We start from the raw sequence: 18593 nt of genomic DNA, 5'->3' as shown, positions 1-18593 counted from the left end.
CTTAGGACGGATTAACACCGCTCCAAAAAACTTAGCCAAGATGTACCACCCCACAGGAGAAAATCATGACTGACAAGAAAAAATTAACCACTAATGCAGGCTGTCCTGTTGCGCATAACCAGAATGTTATGACGGCCGGACCGCGCGGTCCACAGTTATTACAGGATGTTTGGTTTCTGGAAAAACTGGCGCATTTTGACCGAGAAGTGATCCCTGAAAGACGTATGCACGCCAAAGGTTCTGGCGCTTATGGCACCTTTACCGTCACCAAGGATATTACCCAATACACGCGCGCCAAACTGTTTAATCAAGTAGGTAAAAAGACCGCACTGTTTAGCCGTATGTCTACCGTTGCAGGCGAGCGCGGCGCGGCCGATGCTGAGCGCGATATTCGTGGTTTTGCCCTAAAATTTTATACTGAAGAAGGCAATTGGGATTTAGTGGGCAATAATACGCCAGTCTTCTTTTTACGTGATCCGCTAAAATTCCCCGATCTTAATCACGCCGTAAAACGCGATCCTCGCACCAATATGCGCAGCGCAAAAAATAACTGGGATTTTTGGACTTCGTTGCCAGAGGCGTTGCATCAAGTAACAGTGGTGATGAGTGACCGCGGTATTCCTAGCAGTTATCGCCATATGCATGGTTTTGGCTCGCATACTTTTAGCTTTATCAATGCCAGTAATGAGCGTTTTTGGGTTAAGTTCCACTGGCGCACTCAGCAAGGCATTAAAAATATGACCGATGCTGAAGCCACAAAAGCGGTGGGCGAATGTCGTGAAACCCATCAACGCGATTTATATGAAGCGATTGAGCGCGGCGAGTTTCCGAAATGGACTTTGTACGTGCAAGTCATGCCAGAAAAAGATGCGGCTATCGTGCCATACAACCCATTTGATTTAACTAAAGTGTGGCCGCACGGCGATTACCCTTTAATTGAAGTGGGCGAAATCGAGTTTAATCGTAACCCAGATAACTATTTTGCTGAAGTTGAACAAGCCGCATTTAACCCCGCCAACATTGTGCCAGGTATCAGCTTTTCACCCGATAAAATGCTACAAGGGCGTTTGTTCTCTTATGGTGATGCCCAGCGTTATCGTTTGGGTGTAAACCATCATTTGGTACCTGTTAACGCCGCTCGCTGCCCTGTCAGTAGCTATCATCGTGATGGCGCTATGCGTGTTGACGGTAACCACGGCAGTACACTGGGTTACGAGCCTAATAGTTATGGTGAATGGCAAGAACAACCGGATTTTAGCGAGCCACCGCTGGAGTTGTCGGGGGCGGCAGCTCACTGGGATCACCGTGAAGATACGGACTATTACTCTCAGCCCGGTGCTTTGTTCCGCTTAATGTCGCCAGAACAGCAACAAGTATTGTTTGAAAATACGGCTCGTTCTATTGGCGATGCACCAAGAGAAATTCAAATCCGTCATATTGGCAACTGTTTTAAAGCAGACCCAGCCTATGGTACGGGTATCGCTAAAGCATTAGACATACCGCTGAGTGATATACCGAAGTAAACATGCTAATGCGGCTAACCGGACTGCTTATCGCAGACGATTAGCCGCACCATAAATTGGCTTATTTATCCTGTAATGGCGAGCTGTACCATTTTCGCCATGTTGATATGTTATTTCCTTTACTGCTAGCCAAATTATCCGCAAATAGAATGAAGCACACTATGATGTCAGTGCTGCGTAGCTGTTATTTTTTAAGCTAAAGCTTTATCTGTAATTAACGGATTGCACTGCCTCACAATCTAAATTTATCCATTCCATACTGCCTAAACTGACCCATTCCATGTTGGTAGTGGCGAGCATAGCCCATCCCTCTCATTTTTTGAGCTTGCTGTCGCAGTCGCTATTTGTTTATTTGGTTAAATTCTAAGAGCAGCCTAAGTGACAGTGCTTAGACGATTGGGTAAGAATGATAAGGTGACTGCGATACCTTCAGTACGTTGCACAGCGTACTCTGATAGAGTCAATCCTAAATTATAGTGATGTAAGCTTATATTTTATTAGGGATCAATATGTTCCAAATATTTACTGAATTTTCGACTTGGCTAGTATACGGCGTATTTGGTCTTGAGGCCGATTCAGCCTTGGGCGGCGCAGTGCATTTTTTTGTTGAAGATGTCAGTAAAATTTTTGTATTACTGGTGGTGATGATTTATTTCATTGCACTACTACGTGCTTCCCTAGATGTTGAGCGCGTTCGGGATTATTTAGCCAGTAAGAATAAGAGTGTAGGTTATTTATTGGGGTCGACCTTTGGCGCGATTACCCCTTTTTGTTCTTGTTCGAGCATCCCGGTCTTTTTAGGTTTTACTTCGGCTGGCATTCCCCTTGGTATCACGATGGCATTTTTGATCACCTCGCCTTTGATCAATGAAGTCGCCGTATTACTGCTTATGAGTTTGTTAGGCTGGAAGTTTACCTTGCTATATGTTGTCGTTGGTATGACAGTGGGCATAGTCAGCGGGCTGTTGTTAGATGCGATGAAGGCTGAGCGTTGGTTACAATCCTTCGCTGCAGAGGCCCTAGCCCGTGGGCGGCAGATGGCGTTATCGAACGATGCCGCTATTCCAGATCGTGTTTTATCCTTTTCTCAACGTCATGTCTTTGCTAAAGCGGAGGCGATTGAAATTTTTAGTCGCGTATGGAAGTGGGTCGTTATCGGTGTAGGTCTTGGCGCTGCCTTGCATGGTTTTGTACCAGAGGGCTGGGTCGAAACCCATTTAGGTCAAGGTCAGTGGTGGTCTGTACCTGTGGCAGTGCTAATCGGTATTCCTTTGTATTCTAATGCAACAGGTATTATTCCTGTGATGGAAAGCTTGTTGGCAAATGGCTTACCCATTGGTACCACGCTGGCATTTTGTATGAGTACCGTCGCAGCCAGTTTCCCCGAATTTGTTTTACTTAAACAAGTCATGCAGTGGCGCCTTTTGGCGGTGCTGTTGGTTGTACTATTAACGGCATTTACGTTAGTAGGTTGGATTTTTAATTTTGCAGCACCGTATTTATAAGGAAGTAACATGAAAAAAATCAAAGTATTAGGTAGCGGCTGTGCTAAGTGTAGCCAAACTGCCGAGATGATTGCAGACATATCAGAAGAAATGGGCATAGATGTCATCGTAAAAAAAGACACGGATCCTCAAAGTTTATTGAAATTTCACGTTATGAAAACCCCTGCGGTAGTCATTGATGATGAGCTCATCCACAGTGGATCAGTACCGACCCGTGATGAAGTTGAAGGATGGTTAAGGGACTAAGTTGCTAACTGTTAGGCGCTAAGGCGCATTACTGGTCCATTTGCCATACAGTGATAGTGTTAGTAAAAATAGAGGCTAACAATATACGCCATTGTCGCTCTCCATTTTTTGGCAATGGCGCTGTTACCGCATAAGTCAAAATTAATTGCCATAAAATGAAAAAATCATAATTTAACATCAATTTATTGGGACTTAACTAGGATGAATATTCGAGGGCGGCCGTGCGGACACTGTTAAATTTAGGTCTATATCTAAGCTTTTATTTCAGTATATGTTGCTCAACGTTACCTGTTTTTGCGGCACAAACCACGCCTGCTTTAAATCATGTTGCTAAGCCTGCGGCTTGGCAAAGCTCACTCTACATCCGCCAAGCGTTCAGTGAAGTCGCACTTAAAAATGAGTATGACAAGGCTAAACATCGGATACGTAAATGGCACATACCTGTGCGAGTGTTTATTGAACATCAAGTGGGCGATAGGGCGCTGCACACACAATTAGTGCAGATGCAGCTAACGCATTTAGCCGAGATTACTGGTCATGATATGCAGCTGGTGGATACGCTAGCTGATGCGAACCTCCATTTAGTATTTACCCGTCAATCCTTGTGGGCAAGTGAGGTGACGCGCTTGATGGGAGTCAACTCGGTGCAAAATATTCATGGCTCTGTTTGTATGGGTAAGTTCGCCCTTAACTCAAAGAGTGAGATTGAACGTGCATGGGTCATTATTCCCGTTGATCAAGCGCAAATGCACGGTAAGTTAGTGGCTTGCGTGGTTGAAGAAATAACCCAAGTGCTCGGATTGCCTAATGATTCCGAAAAAGTGTTCCCCTCTATCTTTAACGATAAAACCCCGCAAGATTTACTCACTGGGCTCGATTTAATTCTGCTTAAACTACTCTATAACTCGAGTATTCGCGCGGGAATGACTGCTGCTGAGATCGAGTCCCCAGTGCAACATTTACTGAAGCAATGGCAAGGCGATGGCACGATTGCGAATGCCGATAAAATAGTGCGCCAAGGTCAGTTATACCCTTTGCTAGGTTATTGATGCTTGAGCGTTACTGCTAAAGTTGTCATTGTCTTCACGCGGCCAATTAATCCTTTTTGTTTTAGGAATAAGGGCATAGTCTATCTTTATACAAGGTAAATAAGTCGGAGTGACACCATGCGAATGACATTGCAGTTTTTAGGGGCGACAGAGGAAGTGACGGGCTCGTGTCATTTACTTTCGGTCGACCATGAACACTTATTGCTTGATTGTGGTTTGATCCAAGGCGGTAAAGCGGACGAACTGCGTAACCATGAACCCTTCGCTTTTAATCCTGAGTCTATATCTGCCGTGGTACTCAGCCACGCCCATATCGATCATTCAGGGCGTTTACCCCTTTTAGTTAAATCGGGTTTTGATGGCCCCATTTATACCCATAAAGCTACCGCTGAACTGTGTGCCATCATGCTCAAAGATGCCGCCATGCTACAGACCCGTGATACTGAAAGGGTCAATAAAAAGCGCGCTAAGCATGATCTTGATCCTTTAGATCCTTTGTTCACAGTTGAAGATGCCGAACAAGCCATAAAACAATTTGTACCATTGGAGTATGGCGAAGTGACTCGGGTTATCCCGCATGTGGATATTTGTCTCTCGGATGCAGGGCACATTTTAGGTTCAGCTTTAGTTGAGCTGTGGTTAGGCGAAGGCAAGTCACAGAAGAAAGTGGTCTTCAGTGGCGATCTTGGTCGTGCAGGCATGCCGATTTTACGTAATCCGACTTTAGTGGATACGGCGGATTTAGTCTTAATGGAAAGCACCTACGGCAACCGTTTTCATCGCAGTTGGACTGAGACCTTAGCTGAGCTAAAAGGCATTTTCGCTAAGACAGTTAACGAAAGCCAAGGCAATATCTTGCTACCGGCTTTTTCAGTTGGACGAGCGCAGGAGTTATTATATCTTTTTCATTTATATGCAAAAGAATGGGATTTGGGGCGTTGGAAAATTTGCTTAGATAGCCCTATGGCCATTGAGGCGACTCGGGTTTATGTTAATAATTATCCGCTGATGGATGAGGACTTTAAACGTTTTACTCGTCAGCATCCTGGGCAACATCCCTTGCTGTCGAATATCGAGTTTATCCAGACGACCGAAGAGTCGATGGCATTGAATGACATACACAAAGGATTAATTATTATCGCGGGCAGCGGCATGTGTAACGGTGGGCGTATTCGTAGCCACTTAGAGCACAATCTGTGGCGCCCAGAGTGCGATGTGATTATCTGTGGTTATCAAGCTATTGGAACACCGGGACGGACTTTAGTAGACGGTGCGAAGGAGCTAACCATCCACGGCAACAGTATTACAGTGGCCGCTAAGTTACATACCGTAGGTGGATTATCTGCCCACGCGGATCAAGCAGAATTGTTACGCTGGTATCGACATTTTGAAGGCCAACCACCGCTGATTTTAGTCCACGGAGAACCCGAGGCGCAGCGTGGATTAGTCGAGGTCATTAATCAAGATCCGAAGACAAAACCGCAAGCGACTGCGATTGCCACTCATGGCGATAAACTAGATTTAACTGAACTACCTAAGTTAGTGTGGAAACCCGCCTAAGTTTATCAGTCTTATCGACAACGCCTTACCGGATACGGTAGGGCTTTTTTATTTGTGCTGTAAATAATATCTCACCGCGTAATCGCAACGCTGCTTTAAAATTCTTATGGCATAAAGTATCTCGATATTTATAATTCCGATTGTTAATAATTCGTTGTAATTTGATTTTAGGCTGTTAGATTATATTTTGATAAATGATATTAGACTGCGTATCTAATGCGGTATAGCCAGTTAAATAATAACAATAACAAGTCATTATGAGGTTTGAATGGAAGCAATTACGGAATTTGTTGGCCTAGTTAATGGCTTTGTCTGGGGCACACCTATGTTGGTGATGATCTTAGGCGTGGGTTTGTTTCTTTCCCTCGGGCTGAGATTAATGCCCATTCTGAAATTAGGCACAGGCTTTAAGTTACTTTGGTCTGGGCGTCTTCCCGATAAAGATAAAACAGTAAAAGGGGACGTGAGCCCGTTTAATGCGTTGATGACATCGCTTTCTGCCACTATTGGTACGGGTAACATTGCAGGGGTTGCTACTGCTATATTTGTCGGTGGCCCAGGTGCCTTATTCTGGATGTGGTGCACCGCGTTGGTGGGGATGGCGACTAAATATTCTGAGGCTGTGCTGGCAGTTAAATTCCGTGAGGTCGATGCTCAGGGGAACCATGTCGGCGGCCCTATGTATTACATTAAAAATGGTCTCGGCAAGAAGTGGGCTTGGTTAGGCACACTGTTTGCGATTTTTGGCTCTCTTGCCGGATTTGGTATTGGCAATACGGTACAGGCCAACTCAGTTGCGGCGGCATTAAGCAGTAATTTTGGAGTTCCGGCATGGGTGTCTGGCGTGGTAATGATGCTGCTCGTGGGCGCAGTGTTGATGGGAGGCATTAAGCGTATCGCTGAAGTTGCTGGTAAGTTAGTGCCATTTATGACGATTTTTTATATTACCGCGGGCTTAGGTGTATTAATCGTACATATTCAAGATATACCTGATGCATTTGCCTTAATTATTCACAGTGCTTTTAATCCCGTGGCTGCCCAAGGTGGCTTTGCGGGCGCAGCGGTATGGGCTGCGATCCGTTTTGGTGTGGCCCGTGGGGTGTTTTCGAACGAAGCGGGTTTGGGCAGTGCGCCGATAGCGCATGCCGCCGCGCAAACAAATAATCCAGTGGCGCAGGGGTTAGTGGCTATGCTCGGTACCTTTATTGATACCATAGTCGTTTGTTCTATTACAGGTTTGGCGATTGTGGTTTCTGGCTCTTGGACCTCTGGCGAAAATGGTGCTGCGCTAACTTCATACGCTTTCTCCCAAGCCTTGCCTATGGGCAATTATATCGTTGCCATCGCACTGTCTCTCTTTGCCTTCACGACTATTATCGGTTGGAGTTTTTACAGTGAGAAATGCGTGCAATATCTCTTTGGTATCAAAGCGGTAAAGCCCTTTAGATTACTGTGGACCATTGCCGTACCTTTAGGAGCTGTCAGTTCGCTAGACTTTGTGTGGTTACTAGCTGATACCTTAAACGCCATGATGGCGATTCCTAACTTAATCGCTTTGGCATTGTTAAGCCCTGTGGTCTTTGGTTTAACGCGGGAATACTTCATTAAAAAGCGCGCCGATGAAGCAGCAAAGGCCCAATCTTAATCTGATAAATAAAGTTGAGTCACGTTAGAATAAAAAAAGCTCACATAGTTGTGAGCTTTTTTCATTTATATCAAGAGTATTTGTGTATTAATCTGAGTTGTTGTCGAACTCAGTATCATCGTGTGGTTCAAAGGCTGGAACGACATTCGGCACGCCTTTAAATAGACGAGTAAAGTGGCGTTGTACGCCTTTCAAATCAATTCCAGCTAATCCTGAGGCAAAACCAAACCAAGCGTACAGACCGCTGAAGTTATCAAACATAGGCGGTAAATATTTAGGTGGCGTTAAAATCCCCTCTTGGCAGGCTTGGTATAGCACTGGAATGTCTTCGATAGCCAATTTACCTAAGAATAACATAGGGATGAGCTCTGGAAGGCCTGAGGTGATAGCGCTACGGATAAAGTTAATGTTTTCCACATAGCCACGCACATAGGAAATATCCTTAGTAAAAAAGCTGCCTCCTTCCACCATGCCACCGCGAAAGACCCTTTGCGTAACACGGTAACTATCGGTTGCGCTTAAGTTTAATTCTCTGAAATAATTGAACACTTCAATAAAGTCAGCGCCATTTTCTGCCATATCGACAGCCGCGACTCGATCGCTAATTCGACGAGCTCGACCAGGATTTGAGCTGAGTGTCAGCATCTCAAGTAAAACCGCGAGACCTTCTTGAGTCGCTGCGACGCGGGGAGAGCCCACACTCAACCAAGTGGCATGGGGCTGGGCTCGGCCATTGAGTGTTGTGCCAACATGTACCCAGCCTTCATGAACCTCGTATACATTCAGATCCGACTCGCTGAACATGGCTCTGCTATTGAGTTTAACGGTATCGCCACCGACGGCGGCATCAGAAACGATACCGTCACTGAGGCGCACGCACATATCATCGCTATGGAAGTATTTCTCTAAGCGTTGGCTGAGCACGTTAACGGCTTCTGGTGCACTGATGATTTTAGGGTGGTGTTTATTCATGTGTCTCGCCGCTGGCAGCGAGAAAATATAACTGAGCTTATCACCTAGCTGGCGCAGTGTGTGGCGATCGCCGTGTAATCTGTGGCTCGCACTACCATATAATTCTTGGCTAAGTTTGCCAAATGTTGGCGTGCCTCTATTACCGAGCATATCCACTACAAGACGATATTGGTCGACGTTTGCGACTAATATTTTGCCGAGCTTATCGCGTTTACCCATGCGTCTATGGATATCTTGTTTTAAGGAGACCAGCTCAGCTTGCGTTTTTACTGGGTCAAAAGGTAAGGCAATGTTTTGATAGAAGTCTTGTTTGATAGCCGGTAATACAGTGCCTTTATTGGAGAGAAAACGTTCCTCCATTTCCCGTGGCCATTTAATGGCATCTAAGATTTTTATGGGGGTTTGGATACGAATCAATTCATCAGAAAAACGGCGCAAATCTTGTTGGTATTGGGCTAACGACTCAGACATTCCCGTATATCCTGCAGGTAGTTTCAGCTAAGAGAGATGTCGGCAATCATAGCGTTAAAGCTTATTTATTCATATTGATTAGCAGGTATGATTAGGAAATATCTCGATTAGTTGGGTGGAGTATTATCGGTTTTGCGAATCATTTTGGTGCAGCTATTACTATGTTAGTGCCATCAACCGTTAATTATAATAATTAACATTTTGTTTTATATGGTTTTGTTTGTATGGCATTAAAACTGCTTTGTTTTAATTCTGGAATTGGCTTACTGGAGTGAATAATGGCAGCGATGAGCTATTTGAGCGTGATCGAGCGGTATCACGAATATGAAGCCACAGTACATGAGCTGATGGAATCGATTCTAACGGGGATGGCCGATGCCGAGTTATTTGAACAACCTCAGGTGAATATTAAAACGATGAAAGGAATAGCAAAGAGCTATCCCTTTGTTGAACTGATGTATTTACTCGATAGTAAAGGGTTGCAAATCAGCCAAAATATCGCTGTGGTAGACCGCCAAATTGAGTTAATTCCGCTAGGTAGTAATCGCGATCGCAGCCAAAGGCCTTATTTTATCAATCGTGATGAGTCCGATAGCGTAAACATCACACGGCCTTATTTATCTAATGCCAGCGGTAACTTATGCCTTTCAGCCTCCTTGGCGGTTTATCAACAGGAACAAAAATTGGGTTTTTTAGTGATAGATGTGGACTTGACCCGTTTGATTGAATTTATGATGGGAGATAGTGCCAGAAGGCGTGTGACTCCGGCGTTTAAAGCGGTTTATGGGGTGATAGTAGCAGGGCTGTTTGTGCTGGTGGCTGTATTGATTTGGACCGCATTACGGGATATCTACGGCTTATTTACGGTTGATATAATCGGTCAAGATCCGCTGCAACCTTTTGGGATCATTATTTTTATGACGCTGGCTCTCGCGATTTTTGATCTCGGGAAAACGATTCTTGAAGAAGAAGTCCTAATGCATAAAGATATTTTTCGCCACAGCTCAACAAGGCGGACCATTACGCGGTTTGTTTCTACCATCCTCATTGCCATTTCGATTGAGGCTTTATTGACTATGTTTAAGGCGTCACTGGGTGAGAAACAATATATTGAGCCTGCAATCTGGATGATGTTAGCGGTAGTCGGTTTGTTAGTGGGGTTAGGTGCATATGTATATTTGGGCGCAAAGGCTGAATGGCTGTTGATTAAAACTCAAGCCTACAAAAAGAGTAAAAAAACACATTAACGTTAAAAGCTTAGTGTTTTATCGGGCTAGATATGCAGGTTTAGTCGATTTAATCGACCATAATCCTGCATTTCAGGATAGGTAAATTAAATGAGTGGGCATAATAGTGGCTGTCCACTCAATCAGGGCAGTTAGTCAGAAAATACAAGGCTAGAAAAAATCGTCATCTCCTAATGCACGTTTTAACTCTGCTCGTTCGAGGTAATCCTCTAAACGTCTTTTGACCTCACGTCTATGCTGCATTGCTTCAGCAGCTTTGCCGTTTTTTGGGTTGGTCATTGCCTCAAGTTCAGTATCGTTGGGCACGACTTCAGTAATATGAGCCATAACGAATTCCTCTGGTTATTCCTAACGACTTTCTATCTAAAAAGAGTGTGGCAGAAAAGCAAAAAATTTTACAACTATGGGTAAAATTTTCTTCCCGTGAGCGGAATGATTCAATTCACTGTGGTTTAGGGCAAGTCCAAGAAAAAGATTCGATATTTGGTTAATTTAGTTCTTACTTACTTTGTGATTGAGAGCACATCAGTGACATAGCAGCATTTGGGTTAATCCTGAGTTAAATAGTAGGATAAACTTGAATTTAGCGACAATTACTACAACACTGGTAGCAGTGCTAACTATTGATATATCGCTAAGGAATTGGCTCACATGGACAAGGATGTGTTTTCTAAATCTCCTGATGAATCTAACAATATTTACTCTAGCGTACTGAGTTCTAGCTGGCTGATGATAGTTTCGGCGATATTTTTCATGGTAATTTCTTGGTATGTGCTCGAGCAATATCTTAGAGATAGGGGAGAAGAGCGTTTCGAGAACAGTGTTCAAGAGCTAACGGAAGCGGTAAACCGCAGAATGCTGGCTTATGAGCAAGTACTGCGCGGTGGGGTTGGCCTGTTGTTATCATCGAGTGATGTGACTCGCAAAGAATGGCAAATCTATGTTGTTAATGCCAAATTGTCTGATTATTACCCAGGATTTCAAGGGTTTGGTTATGCATTATTGCTTAAACCTGACACATTGAGCACCCAAGTTAAACGTATTCAGGCCGAAGACTATAAAGATTACCAGGTGTATCCAGAAGGGCTACGGGATCAGTATTGTGTGATCTTATATCTAGAGCCCTTTGATTGGTTGAATCAAAGGGCGCTAGGTTATGACATGTGCTCTGAGGCAAATAGGCGTAAAGCAATAGATCGCGCGATTGTGACAGGGCAGCCAACGGTCTCGGGTAAAGTCACTTTAGTGCAAGATTCGCTAGATAATACCCAAGCGGGTTTTTTAATGTATTTAGCACTTTATCAAGGTTCAGCAAGCACTGAGGCTGAACGCAAACAACACGTTAGCGGGCTCGTTTACGCGGCATTTAGGATGGAAGATCTAATGCAAGGGATTATGGGCGACCGTTTCTCTGGCCTTAAACTTGCCATTTATGAAAATGCACAAGCCAGTGCCGATAGTTTAATGTTTGCTAGCAGCAAGGCATTGCCCCAGCAGCAGGATGTGTTTTATCACTCACATAATGAAACTATCGGTGGGCAAGTTTGGCGTTTAGATATTTCATCCCAATCACGTTTTATTTCGCAATCAGAAGAGTCCCAAGGCCTCTGGTTACAATTTATCGGCAGTGCCTTTATTTTAGCGTTGTTTTACTCTGTGATCGTAATGGCACGTAATCGGTATAAAGAGTCTCAGTTGACCTCTGAGTTAATCGCTAATGAGAAACGCTTTAGATTAGTGATTGAAGCCTCCCCCAGTGCGCTGCTGATGGCCGATAAAACCGGATGTATTACTTTAGTCAATACTCACGCCGAACGTTTATTTGGCTATGCCAGAGACGAGTTGCTCGGTCGCTCAATCAATATGTTATTGCCCGAATCGCTCCGGAATAGCCATCAACAGCACATGAGCCACTACTTAGTGCAACCGATAGCTAAAAATATGTCGATGCGTGATGACCTATTTGGCTGCTGTAAGGATGGCAGTCGGCTCGCCATTGAAGTAGGGCTGACACCTATCCATTTTAGTCAGGGTATTTCTATTCTTGCGACGATTAATAATGTGTCTGAACGTAAACGTATTGAAATTCAGCGAGCTGAGCATACGCAAGAACTGGAACGTATTAATCAAGAATTAGATCGATTTGCTTATATCGCCTCCCATGATTTGAAATCACCACTGAGGGGGATAGAGCAATTAACTTCGTGGTTGTCGGAAGATTTAGCCGATAATACCAGTGAGGATATCCATAAGTATCTTAGGCTTATTCAAAGCCGTATTCATCGAATGGTATTGTTACTCGATGGACTTTTGATGTTTTCACGTATTGGGCGTGTCGATAATGAAACGGTTGAAGTCAATAGTCGGCAGCTAATTGAAGATATGTTTGCTTTGGTTGCACCACCCAAAGGCTTCGAATTAGTCTTACAGGGGGAGTTTCCACAGTTCCATTCTATGGGAGTATTGCTAGAGTTAGTGCTACGAAACTTAATTAGTAATGCGATTAAACACCATGACAGAGAAACTGGGGTGATAACTGTCTCATGCGAATCAATTGGCGAATATTATTGGTTTAGTGTGAGTGATGATGGACCAGGGATATCAAGCTCTTATCACGATAAAGTCTTTCAAATGTTTCAAACGCTTAAACCAAGGGATGAGGTAGAAGGCAGTGGTCTTGGCTTATCGCTGGTGAAAAAAACGCTTGAGAGTATAGGCGGTAAGATCCAACTTCAATCGGAAGGTCGCGGCTGTTGTTTTCGATTTAGTTGGCCAAAGCAGATTAGCCGTAAGGAGGCACTATGAGTGCAGTCAATCAATATCAGCAGGTCACTATTTTACTGGTTGATGATGATGATGTGGATTATATGGCTGTGCAGCGCGCAATGCAGCAGTTACGGCTACTTAACCCTATCGTACGGGCTCGAGATGGAATTGAGGCATTATCTATTCTTACGAATGTTGATGGGATTAAAGGTCCTTACCTTATTTTACTGGATCTGAACATGCCCAGAATGAATGGTTTTGAGTTTCTTGAGCAGATACGTGCTGATCCAGCGCTCACTTCGGCGGTTGTTTTTATGCTGACGACGTCGAGTACCGATGAGGATAGGATGAAGGCATATAGTCATCATGTCGCTGGCTATATGGTTAAAACCAATATGAAAGACGGCTTTAACCACATTTTTAATATGCTCGAAGGCTACTGGCGTATCGTTGAGCTTCCATCTGCATAGGGTGAGTATATGGATTTACTACTAATCGATGATGATGAAGTCGATAGAACGGCGATTATCAGAGCACTCAGACAATCAAAGTTGACGTTTAATGTAGTCGAAGCAAATTGTGCATTCGATGGTTTGAGCTTAGCGTTAGAGCGTCATTTTGACGGTATTTTATTGGATTATTTATTGCCAGATGCGAATGGATTAGAGGTGTTGATCAAGCTCAATGCGATGACCCAAGATCAGACTGTTGTTGTTATGCTAAGTCGTTATGAAGATGAGAAACTGGCGCAGCGTTGTATTGAGTTGGGTGCACAAGACTTTTTACTTAAAGATGAAGTTAACTCACGGATATTGACCCGCGCTATCCGCTACGCGAAACAACGATCTTCGATGGCGTTAGCATTACGTAATAGTCACCAAAAGTTGAAAGAGCTCGCAGAACACGACTCCCTCACCAAGCTTGTTAATCGTTACGGTTTTGAACTATGTCTAAATCGTGCTATTGCTAGAGTAAAACGCAGCAATGATTTTTTAGCCGTAATTCTTTTAGATCTAGATGATTTTAAAGCGATTAATGACACATTAGGTCATCAAGTTGGAGATGTGCTTTTAGTCCAAGTGGCATCACGATTAAACGATTTATTACGTGATGGCGATATTATTGCCCGTTTAGGCGGCGATGAATTTGTCGTGTTAGTCACTGATAACGACCATCAATACTTCCCGATGGTCGTGGCAAATCGCTTATTGAAAGCCTTCGAGGAAACCTTCTGTCTTGGCGATAATGATGTATTTATAGGTGCCAGTATTGGTGTGGCTTTTTATAATGAGGCGGCTTCAAACAGTGAGGAACTGATGAAGTGTGCTGATATTGCAATGTATCGCGCTAAAAAAATGGGGCGCAATCAAATCCAGTTTTACTCAGAAGCGTTAGATAAAGAAGTGCGATATCGTAATCATATCGAGTCAAGTTTGCGTATGGCCTTAAAGCGCAATGAGTTTAAGGTATTCTATCAAGTTCAAGTCAATGCAAAAACACACCAACTTGTGGGTATGGAAGCCCTGATCCGTTGGCAACATCCTACAGATGGCATTATTGCTCCAGATCAATTTTTACCCATAGCTGTAGAGATAGGTTTAATGGCTGAAATTGGGAATTGGGTACTTGAGCAAGCCTGTGCTCAGGCGCAGCGTTGGCTAACGCAATTGCTGCCGACAGGACTCACATTTACCATCGCCGTTAATCTCTCGGCGTCTCAAATTGATAATGGGCGTCTGTTTGATAACATAGTGCACGCGCTGCAGACTACAGGGTTACCTCCCTGTGCATTAGAGCTCGAAATTACTGAAAATTGCCTTATTGAAGATCCCCATGAACACGCAAAAGAGCTCGATAAAATTGCTCAGTTAGGGGTGCGTTTTGCCTTGGATGATTTTGGTACTGGCTTTTCATCTTTAGAGCACATCAAGCTATTTCCGATTAGTGTACTGAAAATCGATAAAAGTTTTATCGCTTGCTATGATAACGATGAAAAAGATACCCGTTTGCTTGCGGCGTTATTTAATTTCGCCCATGGTTTTAATGTGATATCGGTTGCCGAAGGCGTTGAGACTATGCAACAAGCTGAGTTTTGCACTTCTCGCCATTGCACTGTATTACAGGGTTATTTATTTTCGCCACCGCTCGATGCATCGATATTTGAGGCGAAATATATTTTACCTTTATTAACCCCCACACTGGTGCGAATGTAAGTTACCTCGCAGTATTGTAATAGCATATTGATTTCATCTGGTTAGCAGTATTTTCTTGCTTTACACTCAGATATAGACAAATATCGCCCCCTTTTCTGTTGTGGCGTATTTGATACTACAGAACGATTTATCCACACACACTTACGTTGGTCACTCAGCCATGAAAATAGGCATTTTATCTCAATTTCCGCAGTTATATTCAACACAACGATTAGTGGAAGCATGTCAAAAACGCGGACATGAGGCGGTCGTGATCAATACACTGAACTGCTATATGAATATCAACTCCATTAAACCGAGTATTCATTATGAAGGTACTGAACTCGTTGGGTTTGATGCCATTATTCCGCGTATTCATGCCAGCGTGACTTTTTATGGTTGCGCTGTGGTACGTCAATTCGAAATGATGGGCGTGTACGCCGCGAACGATTCTATTTCAATCGCGCGTTCTCGGGATAAACTGCGGGCGCTGCAATTACTTTCTCGTAAAGGCATTGGCATGCCAGTGACGGGTTTTGCTAATAAACCTAATGATATCCCCGATCTCATCAATATGGTGGGCGGCGCTCCATTAGTGATTAAGCTGCTGGAAGGCACTCAAGGGATTGGCGTGGTATTAGCTGAGACGAAAACGGCTGCAGAGAGTGTGATAGAGGCATTCTTAGGGCTTAAAGCGAATATCTTAGTGCAAGAATACATTAAAGAATCCAATGGCAGTGATATTCGCTGTTTCGTCGTGGGTGATAAAGTCGTTGCTTCGATGAAGCGCCAAGGAGCAGAGGGCGATTTTCGCTCTAATCTGCATTTAGGTGGTTGTGGAGAGATGGTTAAAATCACCGCGACAGAGCGTAAGATGGCGATTGCCGCAGTGAAGGCAATGGGCTTAGTTGTTGCTGGGGTCGATATTTTACGCTCTAACCGTGGTCCTTTGATTTTAGAAGTTAATTCGGCACCGGGTATCGAAGGTATTGAGCAAACGACGGGGATTTCGGTCACCGAGCCGATTGTTGAATATATCGAAAAAATGGTCGCTGCCCGTAAAACGAATAGACCAATCATCGCCTAATCGGTGATGGTTATAAAATAACGCCACCGCTTAAGGTGGCGTTTTTATTTATGCAGGGAGCTTATCCCGAGTTCAGGTTACTTAAGCCTAAAGATCAAAACTGTAGGAATAGCCGAGTACCAGTTTGGCATCATCATCGCTAAGATCGGTATCTGACAACATAAACGACACTGTGCCCATGCTGGTGTCTGCGCTGAGTGTGACGTTATAGTCGGCATAGTTATCTTCGCCAAACCAAGATTGAACAACATCGCCGCTCGAGTAACCATAGTGCACCGATAAGCTCAGCTTTTCAGTGAGAGGCACTGAGAGAGTTGCCGCAAGATAGCTGAGATCTTTATTATCTAAAGGCGCTGCTGCGACATCGTCACCGGCATTGATGACATGGGAGTAACCGAGTTCAAGCCACTTCCACGTTACTGCAGCATGAAGTTCACCAAAATCAATGCTGCCAGGAGCGTCTGGATAGGCGTAGTAGAGGTAGCCAAAGTCGTAGCTGATATCGTCGGTAATACTGCCGCCATAACCGGCGTAGAGATCCAGCTCGTAGCTAGTATCGTCGCCAAAATCCACATTTGATGCCCAAGTGCCCGCATAAAATCCAGCATCATGGCTATAGTCAATCCCCCCTTGGATTGCGACCGCATCTTTGGTTTGGGTTGCACCGCGCCACAGGTAATTAGAAGTACCACCAATGTTGCCTGATACGGCTGCAAAGGCATTGCCAGCCAGTAACATTGCCGTCGATAAAGCCAAAACGCTGTACTGTGATTTCTTCATGCTCATCCCCTCGATTGACTTATTTATCGATTCACTAGTGGCACACCTAAGTAAACAGCGGTCATTAGTGCATCTTGGTTATTTCTAAGAAGGGATTTGCGAATCACATGCCATCATTACAATTTCATATAAAACAATAGATTAGATAATTATTGGTGGGGAGAATATGTTTGCTTGTCAGTTTATGAGGCAGAGGTGCACTTTTATTGTGCGAAAAACGCTCAAGACTTTATGGGGATAAGGTAAAAAAAACGCCTCACTATGGAGGCGTTGTTTTGATATTGCTAACTTAATTTACGCTCTCTCGTAGGGTTTTACCCGCTTTAAACTTAGGTACAGTCGCTGCAGCGATTTGAATTTCTTTACCTGTTTGTGGGTTACGGCCAGTGCGAGCAGCACGAGTCGCTGTTTCAAAAGAACCAAAGCCTACGATGGAGATTTTGTCACCATTTTTCATTGATTCAGTAATTGCTGCTTCAAAAGACTTCAATGCACGTGCGGCTTCAACTTTCGTTAAATCGGCATTTTCTGCAATTTTGGCAATAAGTTCAGTTTTGTTCATTTTTATTGTCTCTTCTTTCCGTAGATTTATTTGAAATTAGCGTGCCTAACATGCCATAAGGTTTAACGCTTGGAAAGCCTTTTGCGTTTAGCGTGCTGTAGGATATTCGTAAAGCGCAGAATATTTACTCAGTTCGTGACTTAGGTTTTATTCTTCTAACAGTTGATAGAGCAATTTTTTAACTAACTTGGGTTCAAATGGCTTATCGCATAAGGCATTAACACCAGCTTGGGATACATTACTCAGATGAGTGTCGTTGGCTTCAGATGAGACCATTAAGATAGGAATATGCGGTTGTAAGCTTTCATTGCGGATAAATTGAGTCAGAGCAAGGCCATCTACACTGGGCATATTGTAGTCGGTGATCACTAAGTCGAACATATTGTGCTTCATCAACTCAATGGCCTGAGCACCATCTTCAGCTTCGGTAATGAGTTTCATCCCTAAGTTAGTAATAGTGCGTTTAATCACGTTTCTTGCCATACGGCTATCATCAACAACTAATACACGTACATCCTGCACGTCAAAGTTGCTGAGATCGAGTTCATCGTGGCTAAGCAGATCAATCGTCGCATTCAAAGCTGTACCTAAATGCTCTGCACTAAAAGGCTTAGGAAGAATTGCCACCACGCCCGATTGACGGAATATTTCAAGTTGTTCACGGCGACACTCGCTAGAGACCAACATAAACTGAATATCTTTACATTCGGGGTTGGCTCTTAAATAGTCCAAGAGGTCTATGGCTGTGCCGTCATCAAAATGCATGGCGCTGGCGATGAGGTCGGGTTTATGACGAGTAATAATCTCTTTCGCTGCTTCGATATTTTCTGCGGTTTGAATGCTGAGAATGCCTTCTTGTTGTAAACGTTGAATAATAATCCGACGTTGTGTCTCTGAAGGTTCAACCAAAAGAATAGAAAGTTCGCTGGGCAATAAATGGCTCATAGTTTACTTCATGTTACCGAGTTAAGAACCGCGGGTATTTTTA

16 protein-coding genes are annotated in these 18593 nt (G+C 43.9%); 11 read left to right on the top strand and 5 right to left on the bottom strand.

The genetic code is table 11. The features are described 5' to 3' along the window. Positions 1 to 65: 65 nt before the first annotated feature. The 6 genes from ACRN9H_RS05675 (at position 66) to ACRN9H_RS05650 (ending at position 7528) form a co-directional block, all read left to right on the top strand. Positions 66 to 1523 (top strand): catalase, encoded by a 1458-nt coding sequence (locus tag ACRN9H_RS05675; RefSeq protein ID WP_432312824.1) that lies wholly within the window; start codon positions 66 to 68, stop codon positions 1521 to 1523. 509 nt (positions 1524 to 2032) lie between these two features. Further along, positions 2033 to 3028, top strand: coding sequence for a permease (locus ACRN9H_RS05670; protein WP_432312823.1), 996 nt, complete (start codon positions 2033 to 2035; stop codon positions 3026 to 3028). A 9-nt stretch (positions 3029 to 3037) separates the two neighbouring features. After that, positions 3038 to 3274 (top strand): thioredoxin family protein, encoded by a 237-nt coding sequence (locus ACRN9H_RS05665; protein ID WP_432312822.1) that lies wholly within the window; start codon positions 3038 to 3040, stop codon positions 3272 to 3274. Between the two features lie 230 nt (positions 3275 to 3504). Beyond that, entirely contained in the window at positions 3505 to 4323 is an 819-nt protein-coding gene (locus ACRN9H_RS05660; RefSeq protein WP_432312867.1) for a DUF2927 domain-containing protein, read from the top strand. Positions 4324 to 4440: 117 nt separating this feature from the next. Continuing rightward, positions 4441 to 5883, top strand: a complete 1443-nt coding sequence (locus ACRN9H_RS05655) for an MBL fold metallo-hydrolase RNA specificity domain-containing protein (RefSeq protein WP_432312821.1) — start codon at positions 4441 to 4443, stop codon at positions 5881 to 5883. 268 nt (positions 5884 to 6151) lie between these two features. Beyond that, positions 6152 to 7528, top strand: a complete 1377-nt coding sequence (locus ACRN9H_RS05650; RefSeq protein ID WP_220773087.1) for an alanine/glycine:cation symporter family protein — start codon at positions 6152 to 6154, stop codon at positions 7526 to 7528. 87 nt (positions 7529 to 7615) lie between these two features. Here the strand turns inward: ACRN9H_RS05650 and ACRN9H_RS05645 are convergent, their stop codons facing one another. Next, a complete protein-coding gene (locus ACRN9H_RS05645; RefSeq protein WP_432312820.1) occupies positions 7616 to 8971 on the bottom strand; it encodes a flavohemoglobin expression-modulating QEGLA motif protein in 1356 nt (451 codons plus the stop codon). Positions 8972 to 9249: 278 nt separating this feature from the next. Here ACRN9H_RS05645 and ACRN9H_RS05640 point away from each other — a divergent pair, with 278 nt between their 5' ends. After that, complete coding sequence (locus tag ACRN9H_RS05640) at positions 9250 to 10218, top strand: PDC sensor domain-containing protein (protein WP_432312819.1); 969 nt, start codon at positions 9250 to 9252, stop codon at positions 10216 to 10218. A gap of 150 nt (positions 10219 to 10368) precedes the next feature. Here ACRN9H_RS05640 and ACRN9H_RS05635 read toward each other — a convergent pair whose 3' ends face one another. Beyond that, positions 10369 to 10545, bottom strand: a complete 177-nt coding sequence (locus ACRN9H_RS05635; protein ID WP_220773085.1) for a PA3496 family putative envelope integrity protein — start codon at positions 10543 to 10545, stop codon at positions 10369 to 10371. Positions 10546 to 10869: 324 nt separating this feature from the next. Here ACRN9H_RS05635 and ACRN9H_RS05630 point away from each other — a divergent pair, with 324 nt between their 5' ends. From ACRN9H_RS05630 to rimK, 4 genes are all read left to right on the top strand, one after another. Further along, positions 10870 to 13023, top strand: coding sequence for a CHASE domain-containing sensor histidine kinase (locus ACRN9H_RS05630; RefSeq protein WP_432312818.1), 2154 nt, complete (start codon positions 10870 to 10872; stop codon positions 13021 to 13023). Next, complete coding sequence (locus ACRN9H_RS05625; protein ID WP_432312817.1) at positions 13020 to 13454, top strand: response regulator; 435 nt, start codon at positions 13020 to 13022, stop codon at positions 13452 to 13454. Before ACRN9H_RS05630 ends, ACRN9H_RS05625 begins: the two co-directional genes overlap by 4 nt. Positions 13455 to 13463: 9 nt before the next feature. Beyond that, positions 13464 to 15197 carry a putative bifunctional diguanylate cyclase/phosphodiesterase gene (locus ACRN9H_RS05620; protein WP_432312816.1) on the top strand — a complete coding sequence of 578 codons (1734 nt, stop codon included), beginning with the start codon at positions 13464 to 13466 and terminating at the stop codon, positions 15195 to 15197. Between the two features lie 160 nt (positions 15198 to 15357). Then, positions 15358 to 16263, top strand: a complete 906-nt coding sequence (rimK, locus tag ACRN9H_RS05615; protein ID WP_432312815.1) for a 30S ribosomal protein S6--L-glutamate ligase — start codon at positions 15358 to 15360, stop codon at positions 16261 to 16263. 87 nt (positions 16264 to 16350) lie between these two features. On the opposite strand, the gene ACRN9H_RS05610 is transcribed toward rimK, so the two are convergent. The 3 genes from ACRN9H_RS05610 to ACRN9H_RS05600 all read right to left on the bottom strand — a co-directional run bounded on the left by ACRN9H_RS05610 (position 16351) and on the right by ACRN9H_RS05600 (position 18550). After that, entirely contained in the window at positions 16351 to 17043 is a 693-nt protein-coding gene (locus tag ACRN9H_RS05610; RefSeq protein WP_432312814.1) for a TorF family putative porin, read from the bottom strand. A gap of 289 nt (positions 17044 to 17332) precedes the next feature. Then, entirely contained in the window at positions 17333 to 17605 is a 273-nt protein-coding gene (locus ACRN9H_RS05605; protein WP_220773078.1) for an HU family DNA-binding protein, read from the bottom strand. 147 nt (positions 17606 to 17752) lie between these two features. After that, a complete protein-coding gene (locus ACRN9H_RS05600; protein ID WP_432312813.1) occupies positions 17753 to 18550 on the bottom strand; it encodes a response regulator in 798 nt (265 codons plus the stop codon). Positions 18551 to 18593 lie beyond the last annotated feature (43 nt).

The sequence above is a fragment of the Shewanella sp. MF08487 genome (assembly GCF_050848685.1).
Lineage (GTDB): Bacteria > Pseudomonadota > Gammaproteobacteria > Enterobacterales > Shewanellaceae > Shewanella > Shewanella glacialipiscicola.
Note: the sequence above shows the minus strand (reverse complement) of the source record. Positions and strands in the feature narration are given on the sequence as shown.